We start from the raw sequence: 12591 nt of genomic DNA, 5'->3' as shown, positions 1-12591 counted from the left end.
TGGAGGGGATCAGCGGCGCGGGAGGCGGCGAAGCGCCTTGAGGCTCAAGCTCAGGCTCCGCGCCCACAGCTTCGGCGGGATTCCCTTGCCCGGGCGCAGCGGCATCCCGCGCTGCACCGCGATCGCCTGGGCCTCGGTGTACTTCAGCAGCCCTTCGGCGCCGTTGCGCCGTCCGACACCGGACTCCTTCATCCCGCCCATCGGCAGCCCCACGGTCCCGAAGGTCGCCGCGAAACCCTCGTTGACGTTGACGGTCCCCGCCTTCAGCCGTGCCGCGACCTCCCAGCCCGCCCGGCCGTTGCGCGACCACACGCTCGCGTTCAGCCCGAACTTCGTGTCGTTCGCGCGCTCGATCGCCTCGGTGACGTCGGTGTAGCCGTAGATCGACACGACCGGCCCGAAGGTCTCCTCGGCGAACAGCTTGACGTCCTCGGTGACGTCGGTGAGCACGGTCGGCTCGTAGAACAGCGGGCCGAGGTCGGGCCGGGCCTTGCCGCCGGTGAGCACCGTCGCGCCCTTGGACCGGGCGTCCTCGACATGCGCCGACACCGTCGCCAGCTGGTCTTCCGAGGTCAGGGAGCCCATCTGCGCCTGGTAATCCAGTGCGCCCCCGAGCCGCACCGCCGCCGTCTTCGCGACGAAGGCCCGCGTGAACTCCTCGCGGATCGACTCGTGGACGTAGATCCGCTCGACCGACACGCAGAGCTGGCCCGCGGAGGAGAAGCACGCGGTCACCGCGCCCGCGGCGGTCTTGGCGATGTCGGCGTCGGGCAGCACGATCATCGGGTTCTTGCCGCCGAGTTCCAGCGAGTAGCTCGTCAGCCGCTCCGCCACCCGCGCGGCCAGACCCTTGCCGGTGGGCGTGGATCCGGTGAAGCACAGGTAGTCCGACTCCTCGACCAGCGCGTCGCCGATCCGCGAACCCCGGCCGAGCACGATCTGCCAGACCCCGGCGGGCAGCCCGGCCTCCTCGGCGAGCTCCTGCAGCCACAGCGCCGAGAGCGCGGTCTGGTTGTCCGGCTTCTGCACGACGGCGTTGCCCGCCGCGAGCGCGGGCAGGACGTCCATCGCGGTCAGCGCGAGCGGGTAGTTCCACGGCGAGATGATCCCGACGACACCCTTGGGATGCCGGAGCTCGCCGACCTTCGTCAGCACCGGGATCAGCCCGGCGGCGCGACGCGGCGAAAGGATCTTCGCGCTGTGCTTGCCGTAATAGGAGGCCACGAGCGCGGTGGCGCTGACCTCGTCGAAGGCGTCCATCCGTGCCTTGCCCGCCTCTATCTGCACGAGGTCGAGCGCCTCTTCCTGCCGCTTCAGGACCAGGTCGTGCAGGCGGATCAGGATGCGCTGGCGGTCTTCGACCGGCCGGTCGGCCCACGAGCGCTGCGCTTCCCGGGCCTGGTCGAACACGGCTCGGACGTCGGCGTCGGTGGCCTGGGGGAGGGTCGCGATCGGCTGCCCGGTGAACGGGGCGCGCATCTGGACCGGCGCGGAATCCGCGCCGCCCACGACCCGCCGCACGAGCCGTTCCGCCCTCGTCATGGCCGGGGCGCCGGGGACGCCGCCGATGGTGGACGGTCCTTCGGTGTGGCTCGCGTTCGCCGGTGTCGTGCTCGTCATGCCGTCTCCGTTCCATGCCGCGCGGAGCCGGGAGGCGCCACGCAGAGCCCAGGTGTTACCGACGAGTACAGCATACCGCCGGTATGGAGACTGTCCACCGCTGATATGAATAACTTTCACATATTGCCGGGCGTGGGCGGATTGTCGGGAGACGGGCGCAGGATGTCCTGCTGCTGCAACGCGGATCCCGCGGGAGGCGTCGGCGGTGGCGGCGCCGGCTCGTAGGCCTGCGGTGATGGCGGCGGTTGCTGCTGCTGAGGGACGCCGGGCGCGTAAGGGACGAAGGCGGCCGGGTAAGGGGCCTGCTGGGGCACCGCCGGTTCACGCCGGTTGGCCAAGATCGCCAGTCCGACGGTGAGCAACGCCACGAGCCCGCCCGCGAGCAGGATCCAGAATCCGCTCCCGGTCCCGTAGCGCGAGACGAAGCGGCCGGTGTCCTGTCCGAAGCTCAGGCTCGCCGAGATGTCCATGCCGAGCATCCAGACGCCGATCGCGGTCCCCGCCCCGCCGGCGACCAGCAGGGTCCTCGACGCCGTCGCGGCGGGCGAGGTCGAACTGCGCCGGTACGAGGCGAAGCCCACCGCCGCCCCGGCGAACAGGACCAGCGCGGTGGCGGACAGCGGGATGCCGTAGCGGGCGACGTGGGTCTTGTCGTAGAACTCTTTCTCCTCCGCCGACGGCTCGATGTCGAAGCTTCGCGTCCAGCCGGTCTCGGCGAACTTCGACACCGTCTTGCCCTCGGAGAGCTGTTCGTACGTCGACTGCGGGAGGAAGGTCGCGATGAGTACCAGCAGTCCGGCGAAAACCCCCATCATCGCGGCGAACAGCCGGGGGAGCCGGGCGTCGGACGGCGGACGCGGTGCCGCGACGGGAGTGTGGACGGGCTGCATTGCGCCGAACGGGCCATTCGGCTGGTACGGCTGCTGCTGCGGCGCGCTCATGGTCGGCTCCTCCGCCGGTTTTGTTGTCCAGCAAGGAATTCCACCACGGATCGGCCGACGAGATAAGTGTCACCTGTGCTCTGGTCAACCGCTTACGCGCGTGCTACGCGGGGAGTTTCGGCCACGCGACGTTCGCCAATTCCCTGGCGACGTCGCACGCGTTCGGTGCCTGTACGGCGAGAAGAGCGTGCTCGACCTGGTTCCGGCTCGCGCCCGGACCTTCGATGTGGCTGGTCCGCACCGTGCAGCCACCGGAAATCTCTTGGACGAAGGACTTGCGCCCGCCCAGTGTCTCTTCTTGAACGCTCGCCGCCGCCTTCGGGCGCGGGCCGAGACCGAACTCCAGCCGGACGAGCCGGTCCGCCGCCTGCTCGCCCCAAAAGCACCGGTGCCGGGACAGATCGCCCTTCCCGGCCACCGCGGTGCCCAGCCGGGCGGAGACCTCGGCGTCGGACCACAAGGCGGAGCAGGCGTCCAGTCGCGCCAGGGAGTTTTCGCGGTAGCCGAGATGCGCCGCCTGCTTGCCCGCCACGAGCGAGCGGACGGCGCCTTCCAGGGTTTTCGTCGCCGCGGTGAGCGCCTCGGAAGCGCTTCCGGGCGAGGTGAAGAACGTGCCGACCCGGATCGAGGAGTCGTCGGCGAAAACGAGGTGCAGGAGGGGCTGGCCCTCGAGGTCCGTGCGGACCACCCGCAGGTCACGGCTCAGGTCCTGCCGGGCGACCGGGGTGGCGCCCGCCAGGCGTTCCTGTGCCCGGTCCTCGGGGAAACCGAAGCTGATCAGCGCGTTCTTGGTCCGGAACGAGCAAGAGCCCATGCTTGGTGACGGCCTGGATTCCAGCGGGAGCGCGTCGTCGAGATCGGGCAGGTCCAGCAGGCCGCAGAAGTCCACGGTCGTGGGATCGCCGAGCGCTTCGCGCAGCGTCAAAGGACTCGAAGGCGGAGGTGCCGGAGCGACGGGCGGTGCGGCCGCGCAGCCGGTCAGTACGAGCACGGCCGCGGTCAGTACGGCGAACGCCGTCGATCTCCCCATGGTCGAAGACTACGGGGACGCGTCCTCGTACAACATGACCGCGACCCGTTTCCATTCGTCGAGCAATTGCCGCCGCCGCTTCGGATCGCCGCCGAGCTCGGCGTCCAGCGCGAGCCCGCGGGTGAGGTTCACGGTCAGCCAGAACAGGATCTCCGCGCGTTCCTTCGGCAGATCGCCGGCGACCGCGGTGATGTGCTCCAGCGTCGAGCGGCCCAAGGCCTTGTCGACCGGGCGGATCGCCGCGCGGAGCTCGGGGTCGGTGCGCGCCGCGACCCACAGTTCCGTGGCGGCCGTGGACAGCGTGCCCGAGTAGCCCTCCCACAGCAGGTCGATCGCCGCCGCGACCCCCGAGGCGCCGCCGGGGAGTTCCGTGATCGACGTCGCGAGCCGTCCGCGCAGCTTCTCCGTCAGATGTTCGACGGCGGCCGCCATGAGTTCGGCCTTCGCGGAGAAGTGATGCTGCACGGCGCCTTTGGAGACCCCGGCGCGGGCGCAGATCTCCTGCACCGAGGTGCGCGCGTACCCGAGGTCGACCAGGCAGTCGATGGTCGCGTCGAGCAGGGCGGTGCGGGTCTGCGCACGCCGTTCGGCCTGGGTGCGGTGTGTCCTGCCGAGCACGCTCACCGGATCCGGCCCCCTTTACGTGCAGCTCGGTACGGATGTACATTCCGAATGGAACTTACATCCTAAGCGTCATGTTTTCCAGGTCCGATCAGGAGGCGTAGGCCGTGCCCTTGCAGATCCAGAAGAGTTCGTGGAGCACGACGGAGCTCGAAGACCTCCGGGACCTCGCCCGGACCTTCTGCCAGAAGGAACTCGCGCCGAACCAGGAGCGCTGGGCGGCGGAGAAGAAGGTCGACCGTGAGCTGTGGACGAAGGCGGGCGAGGTCGGCCTGCTAGCCCTGTCCATCCCTGAGGAGTACGGCGGTGGCGGCGGCACGTTCGCCCACGAGGCCGTGCTGTACGAAGAGCAGGCCCGGTCCGGCGACAGCGCCTGGGGCGTCACCGTCCACAACGGAATCGTCGCGCACTACATCCTCGAGTACGCCAACGAGGAACAGAAGAAGGCGTGGCTGCCGAAGTTCGCCTCCGGCGAGATGGTCGGCGCCGTCGCGATGACCGAGCCCGGCACGGGTTCGGACCTGCAGAACATCAAGACCCGCGCGGTGCGCGACGGCGACCACTACGTGATCAACGGCGCGAAGACGTTCATCACCAACGGTTTCCACGCCGACCTCGTCGTCGTCGCGGTGAAGACCGACCCCGACGCCGGTGCGCAGGGTGTCTCGCTGATCGCCGTCGAGACCGACACCCCGGGCTTCAGCCGCGGCCGCGTCCTCGACAAGATCGGGCTCAAGGGCCAGGACACCGCGGAGCTGAACTTCGACGACGTCCGCGTGCCCGCCGCCAACCTCCTCGGCGACCAGGAAGGCCTCGGCTTCATCCAGCTCATGCAGCAGCTGCCGCAGGAACGGCTGATCATCGCCGTCACCGCGGTCGCCGGGATGGAGGCCGCGATCGACCAGACCATCGCCTACACCAAGGACCGCCAGGCGTTCGGCCGTCCGATCTACAACTTCCAGAACACGAAGTTCAAACTCGCCGAGGCCGCTACCGAAGCCGCCGTTTCGCGCGCGTACCTCGACCAGTGCATCGAACGGCACCTGCGCAAGGAACTCGACGTGCAGGGCGCGGCCATGGCGAAGCTGTGGACCACCGAACGGGTCAACAAGGTGGTCGACGACTGCCTGCAGCTCTTCGGCGGCTACGGCTACATGACCGAGTACCCGATCGCGCGCGCGTGGGCCGACATCCGCATCTCCCGGATCTTCGGCGGCACCAGCGAGATCATGAAGGAAATCATCTCCCGCACGCTGTGAAACCGTTGCCGTATCAGGAAAGGACGTGGCGATGAAGGCTGGGCCGCTGAGCGGGCTCAAGGTCGTCGAACTGGCCGGGCTCGCCCCGGCGCCGTTCGCCTGCACGATCCTCGCCGATCTCGGCGCGGAGGTCGTCCGGATCGACCGGGCGACACCGGGCAACGACGTCATCGGCTTCCCGAACGATCCGCTCGCCAGGGGCAGGCGGTCGATCGGGATCAACACCAAGACCCCCGAGGGGGTCGAACTGGTGCTGAAACTCGCCGAGGGCGCCGACGTGCTCATCGAAGGGTTCCGTCCCGGCGTCGCCGAGCGGATGGGCATCGGGCCGGCACAGGTCCACGCCCGCAACCCGCGGCTGGTGTACGGCCGGATGACCGGCTACGGCCAGGACGGGCCGCTGGCGACCGTCGCCGGGCACGACATCAACTACATCGGCATCTCCGGCGCGCTCGAACCCATCGGGCACGCGGGGGAGCGGCCGGTGGTGCCGCTCAACCTCGTCGGCGACTTCGGCGGCGGTGGCCTCCTGCTCGCGATGGGCGTGCTGGCGGCGCTGTACGAACGCACGTCGTCGGGCAAGGGACAGGTGGTCGACGCGTCCATGGTGGACGGCGCGGCCCTGCTGACCACCAGCCTGCACGGGATGCTGGACTCCGGGCTCTGGCCCGGCGGGCGCGGCGAGAACATGCTCGACGGCGGCGCGCCGTTCTACGACACCTACGAGACCGCCGACGGCAAGTACGTCGCCATCGGCGCGATCGAGATGCGGTTCTGGGGCGACCTGGTGAAGGTGCTCGGTCTCGATCCCGAGGAGACGCCGGTCCACGTCGACAAGAACGAGTGGCCGAAGCTGCGCAAGATCGTCGCCGAGGCCGTCGCGAAGCACACTCGCGACGAACTGGTCGCGAAGGCCGAGGGCACCGACGCGTGCCTGACGCCGGTGCTCGCGCCCAGGGAGGCACCGTCGCATCCGCACAACGTCGCGCGCGGGACCTTCGTGGACGTCGGCGGCATGATGCAGCCGGCGCCCGCGCCGAGGTTCGACCGCACGCCGTCGGAGACGCCGGAACCGCCGCGGCCCAAGGGTGCCGACACCGCCGGTGTCCTCGCGGAACTCGGTGTGGACGCTGATGGGATCGAGCGGCTCAAGGCCGCGGGCGCCATCGTCTAAGGACGTTCCGGGCCGGGGTCCAGATCGGACCGCAGCATCGAATAGAGGACGTGGTCGCGCCAGGCCCCGTCCCGGAACCCGTAGCCGCGCAACACACCCTCCCTGGTGAAGCCCGCTTTCGCCAGGGAGCGCTGCTCGGCGGTGTTACCCGCTTCCGTCGACGCTTCGACGCGGTTCATCTGCGTGTGCGCGAAGAGGTAGCGGACCAGCAACCGCTGGGCCTCGGTGCCGTAGCCGTGCCCGCGGGCCTCGGGGATGAGCACGAGGCCGGCGTTCCAGCAGTACGACGTCGACCCGGTCCTGGTCTTGTGCCACGAGACGAAACCGAGCCGCCGCCCGTCGAGCTCGATCATCAGCATCCCGTTGTCGGCCGCGAGCATGCCGGTCTCGGCCCAGCGGCGGCGCAGGAAGTGCGGGTCGTGCCAGCCGTGCCACTCGAACTTGCCCGTGGCCTGGGGATCGTTCGTGAGCGCTTCGAGCATCGGCAGGTCTTCTTCGGACACCGGTCTGAGCGCGACTCCGGTTTCGTTCATCCGATAGAGATTAGGGCCGCGAGCCGCCGAAGCTGCCGTGACGCCCCGCGCCGTCACTGAACCGGCTGGCGCCTTCGACCGCTTCCGCGGCGAGTCCGCCGCCGGTCAGCGCGTGCGAGAACTCGGCCCGCATCGCCTCTTCCTCGGTGAGCCCGTACTGGCCGTACGCGGACGCGCGGTCCGCGCGCAGGCAGGCTTGCGGGAACGCGGCCAGTTCACGCGCCAGGGCTTGCGCGGCCGCCAGTGCCTCGCCGTCGGGGACGACCCGGTTCGCCAGCCCGATCGCGAGCGCCTCGACGGCGTCGACCGGACGGCCGGTGAGGATCAGGTCCATCGCCCGCGAATGCCCGATCAGCCGGGGGAGGCGCACCGTGCCGCCGTCGATCAGCGGGACACCCCAGCGGCGGCAGAACACGCCGAAGACGGCCGTGCTGTCGGCGACCCGCAGATCGCACCACAGCGCCAGTTCCAGGCCGCCCGCGACGGCGTGCCCGTGGACCGCGGCGATCACCGGCTTCGACAGCGTCATCCGCGTCGGCCCCATCGGACCGTCACCCGATGGACTGAGGGAGTTCGTGCGGTCGGTCCCGACGGCCTTCAGGTCGGCTCCGGCACAGAAGGCGTCACCCGAACCGGTGAGGACGGCGACCGCGGCGTCCTCGTCGGCGTCGAAGGCGCGGAACGCGTCCGCCAGCGCCGCCGCGGTCGGCCCGTCCACCGCGTTGCGGGCGCCGGGCCGGTTCAGCGTGATCGTCGTCACCGGTCCTTCTCGGTGGACGAGAACGCTTTCGCTCATCGATCGCTCCCTCGGTGAAACAGAGTGGGCAACCAGGCCCGGTTTTCCTTAAAGTGGTGACAAAGTCCGCAGTGCGCGCGGAGTCATCGTCTGGACACTACGGTGTGATGGGATGGAGCCATGTCGCCCGGCTTGAAGAAATTCGTTGTGATCGCTGTCGTCGCGCTCGTGCTCTTCTTTCTGATCAGCAAGCCGACCCAGTCCGCCGACGCCGTGCACACCGCGCTCGGCTGGCTCCGGTCCGGTGCCGAAGCCATCGTGACGTTCGTCCGGAGCCTCTTCTCCTGATCCGTCGCCACGCAAACCGGTGTCCTTTCGCGACGCCGGTGATCACTGTGCGCGTTCACCAGCGAATATCACTCAGCGTCACCTACCTCGGATTTCGGTCGGACGACTCGACCATCCGGGTGGATTGCCCCCGAAAACCCGCTGGTCGACGAATTCGTGCCCTGGAAGCTCTGGCGGAATAGACCTCCGCGCCCCTACGGTGCTCACATTGCGTGATCGGTTGGTCCTCCAGGCGCCGGAGCCGGCCTCCTGGGCGAACGTTTCCGCAGGTGCAAGCCCCAAAGCAGCGGAAACTTTCAGCCGGGCAAGTAAGTCAGGACTTGTCAGTCGGGGAATCATGAGGAGGCAGGGATGACCGGAGATCCCGGAGTCGATGCGTTGATCCGGCAGTGGGCGGCCGAGCGTGAGCAAACCCCCGAGGAGCGGGAGACGGACAGGATCGCGTCCGCGTGGCTCGCTGACGCACCCCGTCAGGCTCCCGGTATCCCGGGTCAGCGTCAGCAGTCCGGCCAGGCGCGCTGGGCGCCGGTCGAGGCCGCCGACCCCGGCTACGTCGACGCCATGAGCAGCCGTCTTCCCGATGTCCCGCGTGACCTGCTCGTCGCCGCCGCAGGCTGGTGGCAGATGGTCGGCGGGGTCGCCGAGGCCGAAGCCTGGTGGGACGCTGGCATCAGCCCGCTCGACCAGCGCGCCCTCGACTACCGCGCGGCCGGGCTCACGCCGTCCGACCTGGGTCGTCGTCTCGGCCCGATGACCGTCCTGCAGCACCTCCGCCGCGGCAGCGCCCCGGCCTGGTGCGTCGCGCGACTGGCGAGGCAGCAGAAGTCCGCCTGATGAGAACTTCGCGCACGCGCGGGTGAACCGGCGTGGCAAGGGCGATCTCGGCTACCGCGTAACGCTAACCTGCGCGGGCTCGTTGTTCGAGCATCGGTCGTGATCGCCGCCCACGCTGGAGGACCCGCTTCGTGCGCACCACCCCGGAAAACGACGAACTCGTCGCCGACCCGGCCACGCCCGCTCCGCCGCGTCGCGGAGTGGGCGCCGCCGTACTCGGCAGGCTGGTGATCGTGCTGGCCGTGCTCGGCCTCGCCGGGGGCGGGGTCTGGCTGGTGACCAAGGCGTCGGCCCCGGTCGCGAGTCCCACGACGATGGAGATCCCCGCGCTGCAGGTCAAGGCGGCGGACGTCAAACCCGGCTCGGTCGCCCCGGTCAACGCCACCGTCGCGGGCGGTGCCACCCAGCAGACCACGCCGCAGCAGGCGCAGCCGAAACCGGGCAAAGACCCCTTGGCCGCCTGGTCCGACCGGGCGGCGCAGGCCACCGGCATCCCGGCCAGGGCGCTGCTCGCCTACGGCAACGCCGAACTGGCGATGCGCCAGATGCAGCCGAACTGCAAGGTCTCGTGGGCGACCCTGGCGGGCATCGGCCGGATCGAGTCGAACCACGGCCAGTACGGCGGAGCCGTCCTCGGCCAGGACGGACGGCCGTCGAAGCCGATCATCGGCGTCCCGCTCGACGGGTCGCCCGGGGTCAAGGCCATCGGCGACACCGACGGCGGCCAGTTCGACGGGGACCCGGCCGTCGACCGCGCGGTCGGCCCGATGCAGTTCATCCCCAGCACCTGGCGCCGGTACGCCGCCGACGGCAACCGCGACGGCGTCGGCGACCCGCAGCAGATCGACGACGCGACGCTGGCCGCGGCGCGCTACCTGTGCGTGAACAACCGCGACATGTCGGCGGCGTCGGGGTGGTGGCAGGGGATCCTGTCGTACAACAACTCGACCGAGTACGCGCAGAAGGTCTTCGGGCTGGCGGACGACTACGCGAAGGCCGTCGCCGCGACCAAGTGACCCGCGCGTGCCGCGCTCGCGTGCTTGAAGACGGAACTCGCGTGCTTGAGCGCCGGACACCCGAGTGCGGGGTTCAAGCACGCGAGATCCGTCCACAAGCACGCGAGTCACGCCTTCGAGCCCAGCGAGTGGAACGCGGAGGAGCGGTCGGGACCAAGGTCCCGACCGGCCCGGTCGCCGAACTTTCGCCGCGCGCCCAGTGCTAGCGTCGATGCGTGCCCGCATCGTCCGTCACCCTGCGCCGTCTCGGCATCGCCGGCGTCTGCCTGGTGAGCCTGGCGCTGTGCTGCGGGCTCGCCTGGTGGCAGTGGGAGCGGTTCTCCTCGGCCAGCGGGACCTTCCAGAACCTCGGCTACGTCCTGCAGTGGCCGCTGTTCGGGCTGTTCCCCGCGTTCATGTTCTGGCGCATCCGCAAACTCCGTCGCCGCGCAGCCGAGGCCGACGCCCAGGAGACGGTGGCCGAGACCGCCGTCCCCGAGGTGCCCGCGCCCCGGCAGCGGCGCGCCCCGGCCCCGCAGCCGCCCGAGGACGACGAGCTCGCCGCCTACAACCGGTACCTGCGCGAACTCAACGCCCGCGACAAGTAGTCCCCAGAGAGGTTCGAGACCCTATGACCACCCGAACTGACGACGCCGCCCCGGCCCGCCCGGTCTCGCTGGGCGGACCGCTGATCCGGTTCCGCGTCGCGGCGTACGCCACCGGTGTGGCCCTGCTCGGGCTGGTCGTCGAGATGCTGCTGCAGTACGTCTTCCGCGTGGAGCTTCCCCAGTTCGTGAAGATGATCCCCATGGTCCACGGCGGGCTCTACCTGATCTACCTGCTGCTCGCGGTCGACCTCGCGATCAAGGCCCGCTGGTCGATGAAGGGCACTCTCCTCGTGCTGGTCGCCGGATGCATCCCATTCTTCTCCTTCGTGATGGAGCGCAAGGTCACGCACAAGGTCCAGGCGGGCGTGAAGCTCTAAGCCCGGCGCCGGAAACTCAACGCCACCAGGAACGACACCGCCGTCACCACGGCGGCGGCGGTGAAGGCCGAGGTCATCCCGTCGACCGTGGTCTCCGCCGGGCTTCCCGACGGGGTCCGCGTGACCGCGCCGAACACGGTGATCAGGATCGCCAGTCCCAGCGTCGCCCCGACCTGCTGCAACGTCTGGAGCGCGCCGCCCGCGGCTCCCGCGTCGTCGGTGGGCACCGTCGCCATGATGATCACGCTGAGCGGCGAGAACGCCAGCCCCGCGCCGACGCCCATCAGCAGCATCGGCCCGAGCAGATGCGAGAAGTACCCGCTGTCCGTGGTGAGCGTGGTCAGCCAGACGACCCCGCCGGTCATCAGCGCGGTCCCGGTCAGGGCGAGCGGTTTCGGCCCGAAGCGGGGGAGCAGCTTCGGGATCAGCCTGCTGAGCCCGAACATGCAGACCGCCATCGGCAGGAACGCGAAGCCGGTCTCCAGGGCGGCGAAACCCGCGATGTCCTGCAGGAACTGGGTCAGAAAGAAAAACATGGACATCATGGCCATCGGGCCGAGGAAGAAGTTGACGTAGGCCGCGGCGCGGTCGCGTTCGGCGAACAGGCGCAGCGGGATCAACGGTTCGCTCACCCTGCTCTCGATGGTGACGAACGCGGCCAGCAGGGCCAAGCCGGCGGCGAGGGTGCCGAGGGTGATCGTGTCGCCCCAGCCGTCGGAAGCGGCGTGGGTGAAGGCGAACACGAGCGAGCCGACGCCGAGGGTGCCGGTGAACGCGCCGGGCAGGTCCAGCCGGGCGCGCCTGCGCGGCGGATCGGCGACGTACCTTGGGGTGAGCAGGACGATCGCGAGCCCGAACGGGACGTTGATGTACAGCGCCGCGCGCCACGAGATCCATTCGGTCAGCAGCCCGCCGAGCAGCAGGCCGATCGCGAAACCGCCGCTCGACATCGCCGAGAACAGCGCCAGCGCGCGCACCCTGGCCTTGGCCTCGGTGAACGTGCTGGTGATCAGGGCCAAGGTGCTCGGCCCGGCGAGCGCGGCGCCGACGCCTTGCAGGACCCGGGCCGCGATCAGCAGCTCCGCCGAGCCGGCGAGGCCGCCGAGCAGGGAGGCGGCGGTGAACACGGCCGCGCCGACGACGAACATCCGCCGCCTGCCGAACAGGTCGCCCGCCCGGCCGCCGAGCAGCAGCAAGCCGCCGAAGACGAGGCTGTACGCCGTCATCACCCAGGACAGGCCGGTGTCGGTGAAGCCGAGTTCGGACTGGATGCGGGGGAGCGCGACGTTCATCACCGTCGCGTCGAGGATGAGCATGAGCTGGCAGGTCAGGACGATCGGGAGGACCAGCCGGTGCGGAGGTGGGGCCTGGGCCGTCTCCGGCCTAGGCTCGATACGCAGGGTTCGTTCGGTCAAGGAATACTCCAAAGACGTAACGAGATGAAGCGGAGAGACTCTCCACTTGAGGTCGTGAGCGATGATATGGAGAGTGTCTCCGCTTACGCAAGTGAATTCG

The 12591-nt window shown here is 69.7% G+C and carries 14 protein-coding genes; 7 read left to right on the top strand and 7 right to left on the bottom strand.

Going from position 1 to position 12591, the window contains the following annotated elements; genetic code table 11:
- Positions 1-9: 9 nt before the first annotated feature.
- The 4 genes from IE302_RS11300 to IE302_RS11285 form a co-directional block, all read right to left on the bottom strand.
- Positions 10-1620, bottom strand: coding sequence for a succinic semialdehyde dehydrogenase (locus tag IE302_RS11300; RefSeq protein ID WP_191254417.1), 1611 nt, complete (start codon positions 1618-1620; stop codon positions 10-12).
- Between the two features lie 116 nt (positions 1621-1736).
- Positions 1737-2561 carry a hypothetical protein gene (locus tag IE302_RS11295; RefSeq protein WP_191254416.1) on the bottom strand — a complete coding sequence of 275 codons (825 nt, stop codon included), beginning with the start codon at positions 2559-2561 and terminating at the stop codon, positions 1737-1739.
- 103 nt (positions 2562-2664) lie between these two features.
- On the bottom strand, positions 2665-3591 hold the full coding sequence (locus IE302_RS11290; RefSeq protein WP_191254415.1) for a hypothetical protein: 927 nt from the start codon (positions 3589-3591) through the stop codon (positions 2665-2667).
- A gap of 9 nt (positions 3592-3600) precedes the next feature.
- Entirely contained in the window at positions 3601-4209 is a 609-nt protein-coding gene (locus IE302_RS11285; RefSeq protein ID WP_373307965.1) for a TetR/AcrR family transcriptional regulator, read from the bottom strand.
- A 110-nt stretch (positions 4210-4319) separates the two neighbouring features.
- On the opposite strand from IE302_RS11285, the gene IE302_RS11280 reads away from it, so the two are divergent.
- Entirely contained in the window at positions 4320-5471 is a 1152-nt protein-coding gene (locus tag IE302_RS11280; RefSeq protein ID WP_191254413.1) for an acyl-CoA dehydrogenase family protein, read from the top strand.
- Positions 5472-5502: 31 nt separating this feature from the next.
- On the top strand, positions 5503-6645 hold the full coding sequence (locus IE302_RS11275) for a CaiB/BaiF CoA transferase family protein (RefSeq protein ID WP_191254412.1): 1143 nt from the start codon (positions 5503-5505) through the stop codon (positions 6643-6645).
- On the opposite strand, the gene IE302_RS11270 is transcribed toward IE302_RS11275, so the two are convergent.
- Entirely contained in the window at positions 6642-7178 is a 537-nt protein-coding gene (locus IE302_RS11270; protein ID WP_191254411.1) for a GNAT family N-acetyltransferase, read from the bottom strand. The two genes, IE302_RS11275 and IE302_RS11270, sit on opposite strands and share 4 nt — an antisense overlap.
- A gap of 10 nt (positions 7179-7188) precedes the next feature.
- Entirely contained in the window at positions 7189-7974 is a 786-nt protein-coding gene (locus tag IE302_RS11265; protein ID WP_191254410.1) for a crotonase/enoyl-CoA hydratase family protein, read from the bottom strand.
- A gap of 132 nt (positions 7975-8106) precedes the next feature.
- Between IE302_RS11265 and IE302_RS11260 the strand changes: the two genes are divergently transcribed.
- The 5 genes from IE302_RS11260 (at position 8107) to IE302_RS11240 (ending at position 11076) form a co-directional block, all read left to right on the top strand.
- On the top strand, positions 8107-8262 hold the full coding sequence (locus IE302_RS11260) for a hypothetical protein (protein ID WP_191254788.1): 156 nt from the start codon (positions 8107-8109) through the stop codon (positions 8260-8262).
- 351 nt (positions 8263-8613) lie between these two features.
- Positions 8614-9096: a helix-turn-helix transcriptional regulator gene (locus IE302_RS11255; protein ID WP_191254409.1), complete on the top strand. Its 483-nt coding sequence runs from the start codon at positions 8614-8616 to the stop codon at positions 9094-9096.
- A gap of 131 nt (positions 9097-9227) precedes the next feature.
- Positions 9228-10112 carry a lytic transglycosylase domain-containing protein gene (locus IE302_RS11250; protein WP_191254408.1) on the top strand — a complete coding sequence of 295 codons (885 nt, stop codon included), beginning with the start codon at positions 9228-9230 and terminating at the stop codon, positions 10110-10112.
- Positions 10113-10327: 215 nt separating this feature from the next.
- Positions 10328-10699, top strand: coding sequence for a hypothetical protein (locus IE302_RS11245; RefSeq protein ID WP_005166063.1), 372 nt, complete (start codon positions 10328-10330; stop codon positions 10697-10699).
- A 23-nt stretch (positions 10700-10722) separates the two neighbouring features.
- Positions 10723-11076 (top strand): DUF3817 domain-containing protein, encoded by a 354-nt coding sequence (locus IE302_RS11240; RefSeq protein ID WP_191254407.1) that lies wholly within the window; start codon positions 10723-10725, stop codon positions 11074-11076.
- Here IE302_RS11240 and IE302_RS11235 read toward each other — a convergent pair.
- Positions 11073-12491: an MFS transporter gene (locus tag IE302_RS11235; RefSeq protein ID WP_229907708.1), complete on the bottom strand. Its 1419-nt coding sequence runs from the start codon at positions 12489-12491 to the stop codon at positions 11073-11075. The genes IE302_RS11240 and IE302_RS11235 overlap by 4 nt on opposite strands.
- Positions 12492-12591 lie beyond the last annotated feature (100 nt).

This window comes from Amycolatopsis oliviviridis, from assembly GCF_014654365.1.
GTDB lineage: Bacteria > Actinomycetota > Actinomycetes > Mycobacteriales > Pseudonocardiaceae > Amycolatopsis > Amycolatopsis oliviviridis.
Note: the sequence above shows the minus strand (reverse complement) of the source record. Positions and strands in the feature narration are given on the sequence as shown.